The organism is Pseudomonas sp. s4 (assembly GCF_046764235.1).
In the GTDB taxonomy this organism is placed as follows: domain Bacteria; phylum Pseudomonadota; class Gammaproteobacteria; order Pseudomonadales; family Pseudomonadaceae; genus Aquipseudomonas; species Aquipseudomonas asiatica.
The window spans coordinates 4,859,619-4,876,435 of the sequence record NZ_CP177209.1; the positions used below are offsets into that span (position 1 = coordinate 4,859,619).

At 62.7% G+C, this 16,817-nt stretch carries 15 protein-coding genes and 1 tRNA gene; 4 read left to right on the forward strand and 12 right to left on the reverse strand.

Annotated features, from left to right (window positions below; translation table 11 throughout):
• The first annotated feature begins 76 nt into the window (after positions 1-76).
• Positions 77-1,513, forward strand: a complete 1,437-nt coding sequence (locus ACK56M_RS22580) for a M48 family metalloprotease (RefSeq protein ID WP_015271462.1) — start codon at positions 77-79, stop codon at positions 1,511-1,513.
• A gap of 118 nt (positions 1,514-1,631) precedes the next feature.
• On the opposite strand, the gene nadA is transcribed toward ACK56M_RS22580, so the two are convergent.
• Positions 1,632-2,690, reverse strand: a complete 1,059-nt coding sequence (gene nadA / locus ACK56M_RS22585; RefSeq protein ID WP_003254747.1) for a quinolinate synthase NadA — start codon at positions 2,688-2,690, stop codon at positions 1,632-1,634.
• A gap of 297 nt (positions 2,691-2,987) precedes the next feature.
• Positions 2,988-4,496, reverse strand: coding sequence for a YdgA family protein (locus tag ACK56M_RS22590; protein ID WP_015271463.1), 1,509 nt, complete (start codon positions 4,494-4,496; stop codon positions 2,988-2,990).
• 445 nt (positions 4,497-4,941) lie between these two features.
• Here ACK56M_RS22590 and ACK56M_RS22595 point away from each other — a divergent pair, with 445 nt between their 5' ends.
• The 3 genes from ACK56M_RS22595 to ACK56M_RS22605 all read left to right on the forward strand — a co-directional run bounded on the left by ACK56M_RS22595 (position 4,942) and on the right by ACK56M_RS22605 (position 9,539).
• Entirely contained in the window at positions 4,942-6,294 is a 1,353-nt protein-coding gene (locus ACK56M_RS22595; RefSeq protein WP_015271464.1) for an APC family permease, read from the forward strand.
• 66 nt (positions 6,295-6,360) lie between these two features.
• Positions 6,361-8,424, forward strand: coding sequence for a methyl-accepting chemotaxis protein McpU (gene mcpU, locus ACK56M_RS22600; RefSeq protein WP_102083956.1), 2,064 nt, complete (start codon positions 6,361-6,363; stop codon positions 8,422-8,424).
• Positions 8,425-8,579: 155 nt separating this feature from the next.
• Positions 8,580-9,539 carry a cation diffusion facilitator family transporter gene (locus tag ACK56M_RS22605; RefSeq protein WP_015271466.1) on the forward strand — a complete coding sequence of 320 codons (960 nt, stop codon included), beginning with the start codon at positions 8,580-8,582 and terminating at the stop codon, positions 9,537-9,539.
• 234 nt (positions 9,540-9,773) lie between these two features.
• Here the strand turns inward: ACK56M_RS22605 and ACK56M_RS22610 are convergent.
• From ACK56M_RS22610 to ybgC, 10 genes are all read right to left on the reverse strand, one after another.
• Positions 9,774-9,849, reverse strand: a tRNA-Lys gene (locus tag ACK56M_RS22610).
• Between the two features lie 60 nt (positions 9,850-9,909).
• The gene (gene queC, locus ACK56M_RS22615) at positions 9,910-10,584 is read right to left on the reverse strand and encodes a 7-cyano-7-deazaguanine synthase QueC (protein ID WP_411959084.1); all 675 of its coding nucleotides are present in this window, start codon (positions 10,582-10,584) and stop codon (positions 9,910-9,912) included.
• Between the two features lie 17 nt (positions 10,585-10,601).
• Entirely contained in the window at positions 10,602-11,249 is a 648-nt protein-coding gene (gene queE, locus ACK56M_RS22620) for a 7-carboxy-7-deazaguanine synthase QueE (RefSeq protein ID WP_015271468.1), read from the reverse strand.
• Between the two features lie 160 nt (positions 11,250-11,409).
• Positions 11,410-12,216, reverse strand: a complete 807-nt coding sequence (gene ybgF, locus ACK56M_RS22625; protein ID WP_061304911.1) for a tol-pal system protein YbgF — start codon at positions 12,214-12,216, stop codon at positions 11,410-11,412.
• Positions 12,217-12,222: 6 nt separating this feature from the next.
• Positions 12,223-12,723: a peptidoglycan-associated lipoprotein Pal gene (gene pal / locus ACK56M_RS22630; protein ID WP_003254755.1), complete on the reverse strand. Its 501-nt coding sequence runs from the start codon at positions 12,721-12,723 to the stop codon at positions 12,223-12,225.
• A gap of 55 nt (positions 12,724-12,778) precedes the next feature.
• Entirely contained in the window at positions 12,779-14,050 is a 1,272-nt protein-coding gene (gene tolB / locus ACK56M_RS22635) for a Tol-Pal system beta propeller repeat protein TolB (protein ID WP_043935851.1), read from the reverse strand.
• Between the two features lie 26 nt (positions 14,051-14,076).
• Complete coding sequence (gene tolA / locus ACK56M_RS22640; RefSeq protein WP_013973804.1) at positions 14,077-15,183, reverse strand: cell envelope integrity protein TolA; 1,107 nt, start codon at positions 15,181-15,183, stop codon at positions 14,077-14,079.
• Complete coding sequence (gene tolR / locus ACK56M_RS22645; protein ID WP_003254760.1) at positions 15,183-15,635, reverse strand: protein TolR; 453 nt, start codon at positions 15,633-15,635, stop codon at positions 15,183-15,185. Before tolR ends, tolA begins: the two co-directional genes overlap by 1 nt.
• A gap of 14 nt (positions 15,636-15,649) precedes the next feature.
• Positions 15,650-16,345, reverse strand: coding sequence for a protein TolQ (tolQ, locus tag ACK56M_RS22650; protein WP_015271471.1), 696 nt, complete (start codon positions 16,343-16,345; stop codon positions 15,650-15,652).
• 2 nt (positions 16,346-16,347) lie between these two features.
• Positions 16,348-16,800, reverse strand: coding sequence for a tol-pal system-associated acyl-CoA thioesterase (ybgC, locus tag ACK56M_RS22655; RefSeq protein ID WP_015271472.1), 453 nt, complete (start codon positions 16,798-16,800; stop codon positions 16,348-16,350).
• Positions 16,801-16,817 lie beyond the last annotated feature (17 nt).

The window sequence follows — 16,817 nt, forward strand, 5'->3', positions numbered from 1 at the left end:
GGCTAGGATAGCGCCACTGGTCGCCAACGTGTGAGCCCGCTACAGTAGGTATCTTTGACCGACGCGAGCTTCATGCATGAATCTACTGCGCCCTACCCTGCTGACGCTGGCCTGCCTGTTGGCCCTTCCTGGCCATGCTGACGACCTGCCATCACTGGGTGATGCCAGTTCCGCGATCGTCTCGCCGCAACAGGAGCACCAGCTCGGCCGTGCCTGGCTGAGCCTGCTGCGCGGCCAGGTCAACCAGCTCAACGACCCGCAGCTGAAGGACTACGTCGAGACCAGCGTGTATCGCCTGGCCGAAACCAGCCAGCTGCAGGACCGCCGCCTGGAATTCATCCTCATCGATAGCCGCGAGCTCAACGCCTTTGCCGCCCCGGGCGGCATCGTCGGGGTAAACGGCGGGCTGTTCCTCAACGCCCAGACGGAAGGCGAGTACGCCTCGGTACTGGCCCACGAACTGGCGCACTTGTCGCAGCGCCACTTCGCCCGCGGCGTCGAGGCCCAGCAGCGCATGCAACTGCCGATGATGGCGGCGCTGCTGGCCGGTATCGTGCTGGCGGCCGGTGGCGGCGGTGATGCCGGTATCGGTGTGATCGCCGGCACCCAGGCGGCGGCGATCCAGGAACAGCGGCGCTTCTCGCGGCAGAACGAACAGGAAGCCGACCGTATCGGCATCCAGAACTTGGAAAAGGCCGGCTACGACCCACGCAACATGCCGACCATGTTCGAGCGCCTGGCCCGGCAGTACCGCTACGACGCCAAGCCGCCGGAATTCCTGCTGACTCACCCGGTAACCGAGTCGCGTATCGCCGACACCCGCAACCGTGCCGAGCAGGCCCCCAAGGGCGGCGTCGAGGACAGCATGCGCTACCAGTTGATCCGTGCCCGGGTGGCGCTTACCTACGAAGGCACCCCGGGGCTGGCGGCCAAACGCTTCCGCGCCCAGCTGGACGAAGACCCCAAGCTGGACGCCGCGCGTTACGGCCTGGCCCTGGCGCAGATCAAAGGTGGCCAGCTGAACGAGGCGCGCGAGCTGCTAAAGCCGCTGCTGGCCAAGGCGCCCAACGACATTACCTACAACCTGGCGCAGATCGACCTGGACATCACCAACAACCGCCTGGCGGATGCGCAGCAGCGTGCTGAACGCATGCAGGGGCTGTACCCGGGCAACTACCCGCTGAAGCAGGTGCGTGCCGATCTGCTGGTGAAACTGAACAAGCCCGCCGAGGCGGAAAAGGTGCTGAACGAACTGGTGAAGAGCCGGCCGGATGACCCGGACGTGTGGTACGACATGGCCGAAGTGCGGGGCCTTTCGGGAAATACCATTGGCTTGCACCGGGCGCGGGCAGAGTACTTCACCCTGGTGGGCGATTTCGACCAGGCGATCCAGCAGCTGGATTACGCCAAGCGCAGGTCGGGCGCAAACTTCCCGCTGGCAGCACAGATTGACCAGCGCCAGCGCGAGATCATGGAGCAGCAGCGCATGGTTCAGGAAATGATGGGGCGCTGAATATTGAGGGAGCGCTTCGCGCTCCATTCGCAGCACAAGGCTGCTCCTACAAGGGAATGTGATCTCTTGTAGGAGCAGCCTTGTGCTGCGAATGGGCCGCAGAGCGGCCCCAGCAATCTCAGGCGTTACCGGACAACTTCAGGCGCGCTGCCTGGGTAAAGTCCAGCATCCGGTTCAACGGCTTGATCGCCTTCGGCACCAGCGCCGGGTCGACAAAGATCTCGTTCGTGCCATTACGCAGGCAATCCAGCACACGCTCCAGGGTGTTCATCGCCATCCACGGGCAGTGCGCGCAACTGCGGCATGCCGCGCCGTTACCGGCGGTGGGGGCTTCGACGAACTCCTTGTCCGGGCACAGCTGCTGCATCTTGTAGAAGATGCCGCGGTCGGTGGCGACGATGAAGGTCTTGTTCGGCAGGGTCTGGGCAGCCTTGATCAGCTGGCTGGTGGAGCCCACCGCGTCGGCCAGCTCGATCACCGCTTCAGGCGACTCGGGGTGCACCAGAATCGCCGCATCCGGATACAGCGCCTTCATGTCGGCCAACTGGCGCGACTTGAACTCTTCGTGAACGATGCAGGCACCGTCCCACAGCAGCATGTCGGCACCGGTTTGCTTCTGGATGTAGCGCCCCAGGTGCTGGTCCGGGCCCCAGATGATGGTTTCGCCGTTGTCCATCAGGCTTTCGACGATTTCCAGCGCGCAGCTCGAGGTCACCACCCAGTCGGCACGGGCCTTCACGGCTGCGGAAGTGTTGGCGTAAACCACCACGGTGCGCTCGGGGTGCTGGTCACAGAAGGCCGAGAACTCTTCCACCGGGCAGCCCAGATCGAGCGAACAGGTGGCCTCCAGGGTGGGCATCAGCACGCGCTTTTCCGGGGTTAGGATTTTCGCCGTCTCGCCCATGAAGCGCACACCGGCAACGATCACGGTTTCGGCCGGGTGGTTCTTGCCGAAACGGGCCATTTCCAGCGAGTCGGACACGCAGCCGCCGGTTTCTTCGGCCAGCGCCTGGATGACCGGGTCGCAGTAATAGTGGGCGACCAGCACGGCGTTCTGGGCCTTGAGCTCGGCAGCGATGGCCGCACGGTATTCGGCCTCCTGCTCGGCTGTCAGCGGGTTTGGCTGCTTGGCGTCGAGGTGGGCCTGAACCAACAGGCGTTCGGAAATCTGGGTCATGATCGCTGGACCTGCAGGCGCGTGCGCGCGTCAAATCGAGTGTATCACCCGGCCCTGACAGATCGGCTAAGGGTGCCGGACGGCACAAAGGCCGCCACGGCCCTCTGCGGGCGCGGATTATTATCGGAGGCCGAAGGCTACAGACAATCCAGCGAATTCTAAAGTGGTTTTTGTGTTGCCTGTGCTGGCCCTATCGCCGGCAAGCCAGCTCCCACAGGATCACTACTGCCAGCAACATTTGTGCAATCCCTGTGGGAGCCGGCTTGCCGGCGATAGGGCCGGTACAGGCCTAGCCGATCAGCCCTGCGGCGACAGGGCCGCCAGCTGCGCCGCCATGAGCATGGCAAACTCTTCCACGGTCATCTTCTTGCCGTTGAAGTCGACCATGCCGTCGGCATAGTGCAGGCTGCTCACCACATCATTGCCCTGCACGGTGGCCATGCCGCTCTGCAGCGCCATCATGCCGACCATTTCCCCGGCCTGGCTCGATTGCATGGCGATGGCCTGGGCGTCGGTCTGGCCATCCAGCAGTGCCTGCAAGGTTGCCAGGTCACCGATCATCGGCTTGGACAACGACAGCTTGCTCTTCACCTCGGTGATCAGTTGCTTGCTCAACTGGTCAGGCGGCAGGTCGAAGCTGGCCGGGGCGGCGAAGCCCATCGACAGGTCGAAGCGGCTTTCACCATTGGCAGTCCTGAACGACAGGTTTTCCACCGCCACCCGGGGCTTGGCAGCCAGCAGTTTCTGCAGCTCGCCCTGGAACCTTGCCTTCTCCTCATCGTCCATCTGGATTTCCGGCACCGGCTGGCCAGCGGCAGCTGCGGCCTCGAATTCCGGCAGATGCGCCTGGTACCACGTCGACAACGCCTGTAGCGCCGGCGCGTTGACCGACGTGATGCTCACCGCCATCTGCGCCTTGCCCACCGCACGGCCATCCCAGGTGATATCCCCGACCTTGTACTCCACGCGGCCACCCACGGTATCCGGGCCCTCAAGGGTTTGCAGGGCGTTCTGCTCCAGCCCCTTGACCACCAGCACCTGCTGTTTCGGCCCCAGGGTGACCTTGGTTTCCGCCAGTGCCAGGTCGACGTTGCCAACGTAGATGGCCTCGTGCGCGGTGGCCGCCAGTTGGCCGCCGACCTTCAGCCCATTGAGCTCGAAGGTGGCAGGCGGCTGGTCATCGCGTACCAGTTTCATCACGAACCGATCGGCCTGGCCGTGGAAGCTCGAAGCCTTGCCTTCCTGATCACCACTGACTTGCAGTTGCATGCCCGAGAAGTCGAGGCTGTTGCCATCCGCTTCGTCGAGCTTGACCGGAGCCAGGTGCACCTGGCTGACCACATTGCCGTCGTAGCCCAGGCTGGTCTGTGCGCTGACCGGGGCCTGCTCGCCCGCTGCGGCGAACCACGGCGCGGTGGCGTCGTCCTTCTGCAGCGTGCTGTTGCTGACTGCCAGCACCGGCATCAGCTTCAGTGCCTTTACCCGCGACCAGGGGAACGGGCCGTGCTCGATCTGGTCGGTCACGCCAACGTCGAAACTCACCACTTCGCCTTCGCCCAGGTTGATATCGCGGGCCTTGAGCCGGTACTGGGCGGTACTGCTGAAGAAATGCTGCTCCAGCGATACCCGTTCGATGCTCATGCTGCCACCGGTACTCACCAGGGCCTTCTTGAGTTCCGCGTTGCTGCGGACCAGGGCGTTGTCCAGCTCCGCAGGCAGCTGCTTGCCGGTGTACCAGGCGCCAGCGGTGGTTGCGACGGCGATGGCGATAGCCAGGCCGGAAAGGATGCCAACTGATTTCTTCATGAATAGAACCGATTGCTGTCCATATGGGCTTCGTAGGCGGCCAAGGGCCACACAGGACGCCAAGAGTACCACTGCCGCCCAGCCCTGGCGCTGGCCAGGCTCGAGAAATCCGGTTTTTGGGAAACGCCTGACAGACCTGCCAAGGGAGACGGGCATTCGTTAATTTTTGCGAACACCAAAATTGATCACAACCGCAAAAAAACGCGCAAAAACCGAACAAAACCCCACTTTAATCGATAAATATTTCAATCCAGCAACATCTTGTCATGTTTAACTTGACACTAAGCTACCCATCGTTTTTTATTTTCACCACTTTGCGCGCTCCCCCGCGCCCCCGCTGCTCCAACAATAAAGGTGAACAACATGGAGCCCACCCGCTCGCCCTTGCCGCATGCGCAGTACACCGTGCCCGCCGTTTACGCCCAGCCGCAGGAGCCATGCCAGCATGCAGCCTGACCACAGCGCTTCCGGCAACGGCCAACTCCGTAAAACCCTGCGTCTCTGGCACGTTATCATCATCGGTCTGGCCTACCTGACCCCGATGACCGTGTTCGACACCTTCGGCATCGTTTCCGGTATAACTGCCGGCCACGTACCCAGCGCCTACATCCTGGCACTGGCGGGGATCCTGTTCACCGCCGTGAGCTACGGCACCCTGGTAAGGCGCTTCCCGCAGTCGGGCTCGGCCTACACCTACACCCAGCGCGCGATCAACCCGCACGTCGGCTTTCTGGTCGGCTGGTCGTCGTTGCTGGACTACCTGCTGCTGCCAATGGTCAATGCGTTGCTGGCCAAGCTGTACCTTTCGGCCATGTTCCCGGAAGTACCGGAGTGGATGTGGGTGGCCGGCTTCGTAACCCTGATCAGCCTGATCAACATGCGCAGCGTTAACCTGGTGGCGCACTTCAACCTGCTGTTCGTGGCCGTGCAGGTGGCGATCATCGCCGTGTTCATCTACCTGTGCGTGCGCGGCCTGGACCAGGGTGAAGGGCTAGGTACCGCCTGGAGCCTGCTGCCGTTCGCCGACAATCAGACCCAGCTCAGCGCCCTGGCCGCCGGTGCGACCATCCTGTGCTTCTCGTTCCTCGGCTTCGACGCGGTGACCTGCCTGTCCGAAGAAACCCGCGACCCGGGCAAGACCATCCCTCGCGCGATCTTCCTCACCGCCCTGATTGGCGGCCTGGTGTTCATCACCGTGTCGTACTTCATCCAGGCCTACTTCCCGACCATGTCCCGTTTCCACGACCAGGAAGCAGCACTGCCGGAAATCGCCCTGTACGTCGGCGGCAAGCTGTTCCAGTCGATCTTCATCGCCTGCACCGTGATCAACACCATCGCCTCGGGCCTGGCCTCGCAGACCAGCGTGTCGCGCCTGCTGTACGTGATGGGCCGCGACAATGTGATCCCGGCCAGCCTGTTCGCCCGCCTGCACTCGCGTTACAAGACGCCAGTGCTGAATATTGCGGTGGTGGGGCTGATTTCACTGTCGGCGATCTTCTTCGACCTGGTTACCGCCACCTCGATCATCAACTTCGGTGCGCTGGTCGCGTTCAGCTTCGTCAACCTGTCGGTGATCAACCACTGCTACCTGCGCGAAGGCAAGCGCCAGGGCCTGGCCAACCAGCTGACATACCTGGTGGCACCCACCATCGGCTTCTGCATCATCGTCTCGCTGTGGCTGGACCTGAACGCACACTCGCTGCTGTTCGGTGGCGTCTGGGCACTGCTCGGCCTGCTGTACCTGGCCTGGCTGACCAAAGCCTTCAGGGACTCCCCACCCAACTACATCGCTGAATGACCCATGCTGCCGACAACGCCCGCGCCTGATCGCGGGCGTTGCATTTGCTCGAAAAGGAAAGCCCTCATGCCGCTGCGTCGCCTCTCCATCCAGTGGAAGATCACCCTGCTCGCCGGCCTCTGCCTGCTGGCCATCGTCGCCCTGCTGGTAACCACATCGCTGGCCCAGGCGCGGCGCAGCGCGGCTTTGGTCAACCAGGCCAATACCGAAATGCTCGACAGCAGCGCACGCCTGCGCCTGCAGGCCCATGCCGAAACCCAGGCCCTGCGCATCCAGCGCTATTTCATGGACGCCTACCAGTACGGCAATGGCTTTGCCCGCCTGGTGCAGGTGCTCAAGGCCCGTGGCGGCAACGACCTGCGCGCCGAACTGACGCGCCAGGCCCGTGCCAGCCTGGCGGGCAACCCGGATGTGATCGGCCTGTACCTGGTGTTCCAGCCCAACGCCCTGGACCCGGACAGCCAGTACCTCGGCCAGGATGCATTGGGCAGCAATGAGAGCGGGCGCTTCTCGCTGTACTGGTCACAACCCCGCCCCGGCACCCTGGAGCTTGAAGCCATGCCGGAGTCGATGCTCGGAGACGCCAGCATCGGCAGCAACGGCGTGGCGAAGAACCGCTGGCTGACCTGCCCGCAGGACACCGCCAGAACCTGCATGCTCGAGCCATATCTCGACGAGGTGAATGGCCGCCAGGTACTGATGACCAGCATCGCCCTGCCGCTGCAGGAGCACGGCAAGGTGGTCGGCGTGGTCGGTCTGGACATCGGCCTGGCCAACCTGCAGCAGTTGAGCGTGGATGGCCGCCGGGAGCTGTTCGACGGCCAGGGCCAGGTCAGTATCGCCAGCGCGGCCGGTTTGCTGGCCGGCAACAGCCGCGACGACAGCAAGCTCGGCGAGCCGATGGACAAGGCGGTAGCCGACGGCCTGCTGCGTGTTGCCCACCCGTTCACGCCAATCCCTGATGCAGCCCCTTGGCAGGTATTGCTGGAACTGCCGGAAAGCGTGCTGCAGGCGCCTGCCGTCGCCCTCAACCAGCGCCTGGATGCGCACAACCACAGCGCCAACCTCACCAGCCTGCTGGTTGGTCTGGGCGCTGCGGTAGTCGGTTTGCTGCTGGTGTGGCTGACCGCACGCGGGGTGACCCGGCCAATCCTGGCCGTGGCCGCGCGCCTGGAAGACATCGCCAGCGGCGAAGGCGACCTTACCCGCCGCCTGGAGTATGCCCGCCAGGACGAACTGGGCCAGCTTACCGGTTGGTTCAACCGCTTTCTCGACAAGCTGCAGCCAGTCATAGCCCAGGTCAAAGGCTCACTGCAGGAAGCCCGCGGAACCGCCGACCAGTCGGCAGCCATCGCCAGCCAGACCAGCACCGGCATGCAGCAACAGCACCGCGAAATCGAACAGGTGGCCACCGCCGCCAATGAAATGAGCGCCACCGCCCTGGATGTCGCCCATAACGCCTCGCAGGCGGCCCAGGCCGCACGCGCTGCCGACCAAGCCAGCCGCGAGGGCCTGCAGCTGATCGACAGCACCCGGCAGGGCATCGACCGCCTGGCCGCTGGCATGAACACCGCCATGGACGAGGCGCGCGCGCTGGAAGGCCGCAGCGGGCAGATCGGATCGGTGCTGGAAGTGATCCGCACCATTGCCGAGCAGACCAACCTGCTGGCGCTCAACGCCGCCATCGAAGCCGCCCGTGCAGGCGAAGCCGGGCGTGGTTTTGCCGTGGTGGCAGATGAAGTGCGTGGTCTGGCCCAGCGTACCCAGTTGTCGGTGGAGGAAATTCGCCAGGTCATCGAAGGCTTGCAGCAAGGCACCCAGGATGTGGTGGGCGCCATGCACGAAGGCCAGCGCCAGGCCCAGGACAGCGCCGCGCGGATGGAACAGGCGCTGCCGGCGCTACAACGTATTGGCGAGGCAGTGGCAGTGATCAGCGACATGAACCTGCAGATTGCCTCGGCGGCTGAAGAGCAGAGCGCAGTAGCCGAAGAGGTGAACCGCAATGTGGCTGGCATTCGCGATGTGACCGAATCGCTGGCAGGCCAGGCCGATGAGTCAGCGCGGATCAGCCAGGCCCTGAACCGGCTGGCCAACCAGCAGCAGGCGCTGATGGAGCAGTTCCGCGTCTAACCTGTCAGGGCCAGTGCGCCTTCTTCGCGGGCATGCCCGCTCCCACAGGAAATGCCCAGCCCTTCGGGGTGGCGCCATACCCTGTGGGATCGGGCGAGCCCGCGAAGAGGCCCCAACAGGCAATACAGCATTATTGATTTTATCGAGCACAACCTATGCAAAACCCGACTCGCCCCACCTTCTTCGACATCAGCAGCGAACAGGGCCTGTTACGCACCTCGATCGCCGTCACCCTGTTCATCGCCGTGATCGGCATCGCCTTCGGCCTGGCCTCCGGCTCGTTCTCCATCGTGTTCGACGGCGTCTATTCGCTGGTCGATGCCAGCATGAGCGGGCTGTCGCTGGTGGTGGTCAGGCTGATTACCGCGCATACCACCAGCGTGCAGATGTCACGCAAGTTGCGCGAGCGCTTCACCATGGGCTTCTGGCACCTGGAGCCGATGGTGCTGGCGCTCAACGGCATCCTGCTCAGCGGCGTGGCCATCTATGCGCTGATCAACGCCGTCAGCAGCCTGCTGCAAGGCGGGCGCCACCTGGAGTTCGGCATCGCCATGGTCTACGCGGTGCTGACCGTGATCGCCTGCGTGACCATCGCTGTTGTCGAGGCCCGCGCCAACCGCAAGCTGGGCTCGGACTTCGTGCGCATGGACGTCAAGGGCTGGGTGATGTCGGCCAGCATCACCGCCGCGCTGCTGATCGCCTTCTGCTTTGGCTATGCGGTGCAAGGCACATCGCTGGAGTGGGTGTCGCCGTATATCGACCCGGCGGTGCTGGCGCTGGTCTGCCTGGTGATCGTGCCGTTGCCGATGTCGGTGGTGCGCCAGGCCCTGTCGGAAATTTTCCTGGTGACCCCTGGCGACCTCAAGCTGCACGTGGATGAAGTCGCCAAGGCCTTCGTCGCACGCCATGGGTTGCAGTCGTACCGCGCCTATGTGGCCAAGGTCGGGCGCTCGCGGGAGATCGAACTGTATTTCATCGTGCCGAAGGCCATGGCCGCGAAAACCATCGATGAATGGGATGCGTGGCGCAACGAGATCGGTGATGCCGTGGGTGGTGAAGGGCCGGACCGCTGGCTGACGGTGGTGTTTACCGGGGATCCGGAGTGGGCAGAGTAAGACATCTGGAGTCTTCACAGCCCCCTGTAGGAGCGGCCTTGCGCCGCGATCGGGCTGCGCAGCAGCCCCAGGGCTTCAGCAAAAACGCACAAATTGCTGGGGCTGCTACGCAGCCCGATCGCGACGCAAGGCCGCTCCTACAAGCAATCGCGTAAACCGAGCAATAAAACTCGGCCAACGGAAAACGAAAAAGCCCGCCACCGTTGCCGGTAGCGGGCTTTGACGTACTGCATATGGTGGGTCGTGTAGGATTCGAACCTACGACCAATTGGTTAAAAGCCAACTGCTCTACCAACTGAGCTAACGACCCGTTGGATGGCGCGTATAATACTGATTTCTAACGGGAAATCAACACCCCATCAAACTTTTTTCAAAAGTACCGCGTCGGGTCTTCGACACCAGCTGCCTTGAAGCCGTCGGCACGCAGGCGGCAGCTGTCGCATTTGCCGCAGGCACGGCCGTCATCATCAGCCTGGTAGCAGGAAACGGTCAGGCTGTAATCCACACCGCGAGCAATGCCGGCCTGCACGATCTGCGCCTTGCTCAGGTTCTGCAGGGGCGCCTGGATACGGAAGCCCTGCCCTTCGACGCCGGCTTTGGTCGCCAGGTTGGCCATGCGTTCGAAGGCTTCGACGAACTCGGGGCGGCAATCGGGGTAGCCGGAGTAATCCACGGCGTTCACACCAATGAAGATGTCGCGGGCTTCCAGCACCTCTGCCCAGCCCAGGGCCAGGGACAGGAACACAGTGTTGCGCGCCGGCACGTAGGTGACCGGGATGCCTTCACCCGGGGTTTCCGGTACGTCGATGCTGCTGTCGGTCAATGCCGAGCCACCGATGCCGTCAAGGTTCAGGCCAATCACCTTGTGCTCGACCACGCCCAAGTCACGGGCAACGCGGGCGGCGGCGTTCAGTTCGGCGCGGTGGCGCTGGCCGTAGTCGAAACTCATGGTGTAGCAGCTGTAGCCTTCGGCCTTGGCCATGGCGACCACGGTGGCCGAGTCCAGGCCGCCGGACAGCAGGATTACTGCGCGTTTGTCGGTCATGTGTACTTGCTCCTCAATCAACGTCCGGGTTCGTCGTTCCACAGCAGCTTGTGCAGCTGCAGCTGGAAGCGTACGGGCAGGTTGTCGGCGACGATCCAGTCCGCCAGCTCGCTGGCGTTCACCTGGTGGTGGCTGGGCGAGAACAACACCTCGCCGGCACGCTCGGCCAGGTTGTACTGGATCAGCTTGGAGACCGCCCAGTCATAGTCCTCACGGGAACAGATGACGAACTTGACCTGGTCGTTGCGGGTCAGCTGCTCGATGTTCTCGTAGCGGTTACGGTGCGACTCTTCGGAGCCTGGGGTCTTCAGGTCGACCACGCGGCTGACGCGGGTGTCGGTGCCGGCAATATCCAGCGCGCCGCTGGTTTCCAGCGACACTTCGTAACCGGCGTCACACAGGCGCTGCAACAGCGGCAAGGCGTTGGGCTGGGCCAATGGCTCGCCGCCGGTGACGCAAACGTAGCGCGGCTTGAAGCCGGCGACCTGCTCAAGGATCGAATCGAGGGTGCGAACGGTGCCGCCACTGAAGGCATAGGCACTGTCACAGTACTGGCAGCGCAGGGGGCAACCGGTGAGGCGCACGAATACCGTGGGCAACCCAGCCGTTCGCGTTTCACCCTGCAAGGAGTAAAAGACTTCGGTGATGCGTAATGTGTCTTGCATGCTCGCCACGGGCGTGACAGCTAAACAGGCTGCCCGCCTCCGTCAGGCACTGTCGCGGACTCGACATAGCGTTATCCGCAGCAGCGTGTTTACGAAAAAAGGGCATTGATTCTAACGAAAAAACCCGCGACAAGCGCGGGTTTCTTTCAAACGTAACTGCCTAGAGCTTTTGCAGGTCACGCTGGGCCAGTTGCGCGGCCGAGGTGCCAGGGTACTGGGTAATGACCTGCTGCAGGATACCCTTGACCTTGTCGGTGTGGCCCATGCGGCGCTCGACGTCGGCCAGCTTGTACAGCGAATCCGGCACCTTGCTGTGCTTCGGATACTTCTGGCTGACTTGGGCGAAGGCCTGGCTGGCAGCCGGCAGGTCGCCCTTGGCCAGGTTCACTTCCCCCAACCAGTACTGGGCATTGCCGGCGTACTGGCTGTTGGGGTACTTGCGCAGGAAGGCGTTGAACGCCTGGCTGGCCTTGTCGAAGTCTTTCTGCTTGATCAGGTCGAAAGCGGCATCGTAGTAGAGCTTTTCTTTCGCCGGATCACCGGGCTCGCTACTGGCGGCCGGTTGTTGAGCAGCAGCACCTGCTGCTGCATCGGGGGAGGTACTGGATGCACCACCACCGGAGGAATTGTCAGGGGTCGCGGCAGGTGCGGCGCCACTGTTGATGCGACGGTCCAGGTCCTGGTAACGCTCCAGGTTTTCCTGCTTCATGCGCGACACATCGTTCTGCAGCTCTTCGATGATGCCTTGCTGGCGGGAAAGCTGATCCTGCATCTGTTGCAGCTGCATGAACAGCTGGCCCTGTGCAGAGGCAGGGGCCGAAGCCCCTGACCCGGCATAGGCGCCGCTCGTGCCATAACCCGCAGGCGGATAGCTGCCTGCGTTGTCATCAACTACAGGAACCTCAGCCCAGGCCGCGAGCGGCAGGCTGAGTGCGAGGACGGTTACTACACGACGGCACATACGCATGAGAACTTACTTACGCAGTTCTACGCGACGGTTCTGAGCCCAGGACTGCTCGTCGTTGCCAGTGGCAACCGGACGCTCTTCACCGTAGGAGACCAGTTCCAGCTGAGCAGGGGAAACGCCCTGCAGAACCAGGTAACGCTGAACGGCCTTGGCACGACGCTCACCCAGAGCCATGTTGTACTCGCGGGTGCCGCGCTCGTCGGTGTTGCCTTCCAGGACAACGCGGTTGCCGTTGGCTTTCAGGTCCTTGGCGTGAACGTCCAGGGCGCGCATGGCTTCTGGCTTCAGGTCCGAGCTGTCGTATTCGAAGTAGAAGGTGGTGATTGCGCGCAGGGCAGCTTCTTCGCTCAGGGAGCCGTCAACAGCGCCAGTGTTGGCACCGTAGCCAGCATTCGGATCTACAGCAGCGCCTTCGCCTGCGTTGTCACCGCCCTTCGAGGAGCAACCTACAGCTACGGCCATGGCCAGAGCCAGCGCAGCAAATTTACCAAACTTCAGCATTTCCATCGTGAAACTCCTAATGAAACCCCAGTGTGTTAAGCAAAAAATTATTACGCCGCAATCAGTTCAGGTAAGGGGACCAGGACGGTTCTCTGACTTCGCCTTGAGCGGTAGGAAGTGGGAGCCTCACGCGGCCATTAAGCGACACGAGCATCAAGACTCCCCGGCCCTGCTGGCGGGTGGCGTAGATTAGCATGGTGCCGTTTGGCGCAACAGTGGGAGACTCATCAAGACTCGTTTCCGAGAGAATCTTTACACTTCCGCGTTGCAAATCCTGGGCCGCAACTTTGAAGTTGGTGAAGCCCTGCTGGCGATGGATCATCACCAGGGTCTTTTCGTCCGCCGACAGTTTCGGGTTGGCGTTGTAGTTACCCACGAAAGTTACACGCTCGGCACCACCGCCACCGATCGACTGCTTGTAGATTTGCGGCTTGCCGCCACGGTCGGAGGTGAAGTAAAGGGTGTTGCCATCCTTGCCCCAGAACGGCTCGGTGTTGATGCCCGGGCCAGCGGTGACGCGGGTGATCTGGCGCGAAGCCACGTTCATCACGTAGATGTCCGGGTTGCCGTCCTTCGACAGCACGAACGCCAGGCGCGAGCCGTCCGGCGACCAGGCTGGCGCGCCGTTCAGGCCTTCGAAGTTGGTGACCTGCTCACGGCGACCGGTATCGATGTGCTGGACAAAGATGCGTGGGCGCTTCTGCTCGAAGGAGACATAGGCGATACGCTTGCCATCCGGCGCAAAGCGTGGCGACAGGATCGGTTCACGCGATTGCAGCAGGGTGACCGCACGTGCACCGTCGTAGTCCGAGCGCTGCAGGGTATAGCGGGTGTTGTTGGTAGAGAAGCGCTCGGCCGTCACGTACAGCATGCGGGTGGAGAACGCCCCCTTGATGCCGGTGAGCTTCTCGAACGACTGGTCGGAAATGTAGTGCGCCATGTCGCGCAGCTGATCGACGCTGCCCGCCACGCTGCCGGTCAGCACTTGCTGCTCGGTGGCGACGTTGAACAGTGCGTACTGCACCTGCAGGCGACCGCCCGACGGCACGATGCTGCCGACCATCACGTACTGCGCGCCCAGCGCTTTCCAGTCACGGAAGATCACTTCGCTGGCCTGCGACGGCTGGCTGATCATGTTCTGCCGCGGAATCGGCGAGTAGTAGCCGGAGTTGCGCAGGTCGTTGCCGATGATGTCGGCCATGTCTTCCGGCAGCACGCTGCCGCCCTGCAGACCGAACGGCACTACCGCGATGGGCGTGGCCCGGTCGCTGCCGCTGGTGACCAGGATGTTCTTTTCCTCTGCAACGGCCATGCCTGCCACGCAGCACAGCATGACCAGCAGTCCTCTCAGACGTTTAATCACAACGCTAGATCCTCAGGTGTAAATGTCATCTTGAACGAACGATATTGGTTGAAATCGCTCGGCTTCATACCCTGCATCTCGGTCAGACGACCGATGTTCTTCACTGCTGCCACCGCCGAGCTGTCGTACGGGCCGTCACCACTGGACCGGGCCACGCTGACGCTGGTGATGGTACCGTCCGGCAACATGTTGATCTGCAGGACCACCGTCATGCCCTTGCGCGCGGAAGGCGGACGAGCCCAGCCCTCGGCCGCGCGCATGCGGATCAGGTCGTCGAAGTCGCCGGCCACCTGGTCACCCTGCTCGTCGGCCAGCGCCTGCTGCCGTTCGGTGGTGTCGGACAACAGCTCGGCCAGGGCCTGGGCTTTCTTGTCTTCCGCCGCCTTGCGGGCCGCTTCCTGTGCCTTTTTCTTCTGGGCATCTGCAGCGGCCTTTTTCTTGGCCTCTTCAGCTGCCTTCTTCTTCGCTTCCTCGGCTACCGCTTTCTTCTTGGCGTCCTCGGCTGCTTTCTTCTTGGCCTCTTCGGCCGCCTTTTTCTTGGCGTCCTCGGCGGCTTGTTTCTTCGCCTCTTCAGCGGCCTCTTTCTTGGCCTCTTCTTCGGCTTTTTTCTTTTCTTCCTCGGCCTTCTTCTTGGCGATGTCGGCCTGCTGCTTCTCGGCAGCCTTCTTCGCCTCTTCGGCCTTCTTGGCTTCGGCGGCCTTCTTGGCCTCGGCGGCCTTGGCGGCCTCGGCAGCTGCCTCGGCTTTCTTGGCTTCGGCGGCCTCGCGGGCCTCCTCGGCCTTTTGAGCAGCGTCGGCTTTCTTTTGTTCCGCGGCCTTCACGGCCTCCTGCTCGACCTTCTTCTGTTCCAGCTGCTCGACTTCGGTCTGGCGCGAAGCGGTTTTCTTCGCTTCCCCGGCAATCTTCTGATTGGTCTGGGTGGTCGCCTGGCTCTTGGACTTGAGCTGGTACAGGGTAGCCTGGACGATCGGCTTGGATGGCGGCAGCTCAGGCGTCATGGCAAAACTGACGAACAGCAGGGCGAACACCAGCACATGCAGGCCGATGGCCCAGATACTGGGCCAGAAGTAGCTTTCCGAGGCGGATGGCTCTCGCTGTTGCATCAGGGCGCCTCGGTAATCAGGCCAACGTTACCGACACCGGCCTTCTGCAACCCGCCCATGGCACCCATGACCGCGCCATAGTCGACAGCCTTGTCGCCACGAATGAACACCTGGGTCTGCTTGCCCTGGTCACGGCCGGCGGCAATGATCTTGGTCACCGCGTCGGTCATGGCTGGCAAGGTCATGGCCTTGTCCATCTGCTTGTCGGTATCGACTTCGCTGCCGAGGTTCCAGTAGTAGGTCTTGTCGGCCTTGATGGAGATGGTGAGGATCTGGACGTTGTTGTCCTGCGGCAAGGCTTCACTGGAAACCTTGGGCAGGTCTACCTTGACGCCCTGGTTGAGCATGGGCGCCGTCACCATGAAGATGACCAGCAGTACCAGCATCACGTCGATGTAGGGCACCACGTTCATCTCGGCGACGGGCTTGCGTTTGTGGCGAACTCGGGCCATGGGCTTCTACCTGATTACTCTTCGCTGGTGTGCACTTTGCGGTGCAGGATCGCCTGGAACTCGTCGGCGAAGGTGTAGTAACGGCCGATCAGCACTTCGCTGCGCGCCGAGAAGCGGTTGTAGGCGATGACCGCCGGAATTGCCGCGAACAGGCCGATGGCGGTGGCGATCAGCGCTTCGGCAATACCCGGGGCGACCGTGGCCAGGGTGGCCTGCTGGGCGCTGGCCAGGCCGCGGAAGGAGTTCATGATGCCCCATACGGTACCGAACAGGCCGATGTACGGGCTGGTCGAACCGACGGTGGCCAGGAACGGCAGGCTCTGCTCGAGCTTTTCTTCCTCGCGCGAGATGGCTACGCGCATGGCACGGGCAACGCCCTCCATGACCGCGTCCGGGTCAACACCTGGCTGCTGGCGCAGGCGCGAGAATTCCTTGAAGCCGGCACGAAATACCTGCTCGACACCAGAATCCGGGTCTGGGTTACTGCCTGCCTGGCGGTACAGCTTGGACAGGTCGATGCCCGACCAGAAGCGCTCCTCGAAGGCATCCAGCGCACGACGACCGGCGCGCAGCATGGTGCTGCGCTGGAAGATCATGACCCATGAGGTGACCGAGGCGGCCACCAGGGTCAGCATTACCAGCTGTACCAACACGCTGGCATTGCTGACCAGACTCCACATGGAGGTATGGTCGACGACGTTAGCTTCCACGCTTATTCTCCTGCATTCGATTGAGTACCCGAGCCGTCCGCCGCAAAGGCGTCACGCAGCTCCGGGGGTATGGCTCGGGGTTTGAAAGTGTCGGCGCGCACGGCGGCCACCAGGAACTGCCCTTCACAGAGCAGCGTTTCATCCTTTTCCCGCCAGACCTGCTGCACGAAGCGCAGGCTGGCGCGATTGAGTTCAAGTACTTGCGCGGTGACCCGCAGCTCGTCGTCCAGCCGCGCCGGCGCGTGATAGCGCGCTTCGCTGGAGTGGACTACGAACAGCAGGTTGTCTTCGGCCAACTGCGCCTGGGAAAAGCCCAGGTGCCGCAGCCGCTCGGTACGCGCGCGCTCCATGAATTTCAGGTAATTGACGTAATACACCACGCCACCGGCATCGGTATCTTCGTAATAGACACGACAACGGTGTGCGAACGGTTCCAGGCCATTTTGCGCGCGCATACTCTAGTGCTTACTCC

Bases quoted from the DNA above. Each gene is read 5' to 3' on its own strand.
- ybgF (WP_061304911.1), bottom strand. From the start codon at position 12,216: ATGCGTATGTGCCGTCGTGTAGTAACCGTCCTCGCACTCAGCCTGCCG.
- queE (WP_015271468.1), bottom strand. From the start codon at position 11,249: ATGCAAGACACATTACGCATCACCGAAGTCTTTTACTCCTTGCAGGGT.
- ybgC (WP_015271472.1), bottom strand. From the start codon at position 16,800: ATGCGCGCGCAAAATGGCCTGGAACCGTTCGCACACCGTTGTCGTGTC.
- tolR (WP_003254760.1), bottom strand. From the start codon at position 15,635: ATGGCCCGAGTTCGCCACAAACGCAAGCCCGTCGCCGAGATGAACGTG.
- ACK56M_RS22595 (WP_015271464.1), top strand. From the start codon at position 4,942: ATGCAGCCTGACCACAGCGCTTCCGGCAACGGCCAACTCCGTAAAACC.
- ACK56M_RS22590 (WP_015271463.1), bottom strand. From the start codon at position 4,496: ATGAAGAAATCAGTTGGCATCCTTTCCGGCCTGGCTATCGCCATCGCC.
- tolA (WP_013973804.1), bottom strand. From the start codon at position 15,183: ATGCAACAGCGAGAGCCATCCGCCTCGGAAAGCTACTTCTGGCCCAGT.
- pal (WP_003254755.1), bottom strand. From the start codon at position 12,723: ATGGAAATGCTGAAGTTTGGTAAATTTGCTGCGCTGGCTCTGGCCATG.
- ACK56M_RS22605 (WP_015271466.1), top strand. From the start codon at position 8,580: ATGCAAAACCCGACTCGCCCCACCTTCTTCGACATCAGCAGCGAACAG.
- tolB (WP_043935851.1), bottom strand. From the start codon at position 14,050: ATGCTGTGCTGCGTGGCAGGCATGGCCGTTGCAGAGGAAAAGAACATC.
- nadA (WP_003254747.1), bottom strand. From the start codon at position 2,690: ATGACCCAGATTTCCGAACGCCTGTTGGTTCAGGCCCACCTCGACGCC.
- mcpU (WP_102083956.1), top strand. From the start codon at position 6,361: ATGCCGCTGCGTCGCCTCTCCATCCAGTGGAAGATCACCCTGCTCGCC.
- queC (WP_411959084.1), bottom strand. From the start codon at position 10,584: ATGACCGACAAACGCGCAGTAATCCTGCTGTCCGGCGGCCTGGACTCG.
- ACK56M_RS22580 (WP_015271462.1), top strand. From the start codon at position 77: ATGAATCTACTGCGCCCTACCCTGCTGACGCTGGCCTGCCTGTTGGCC.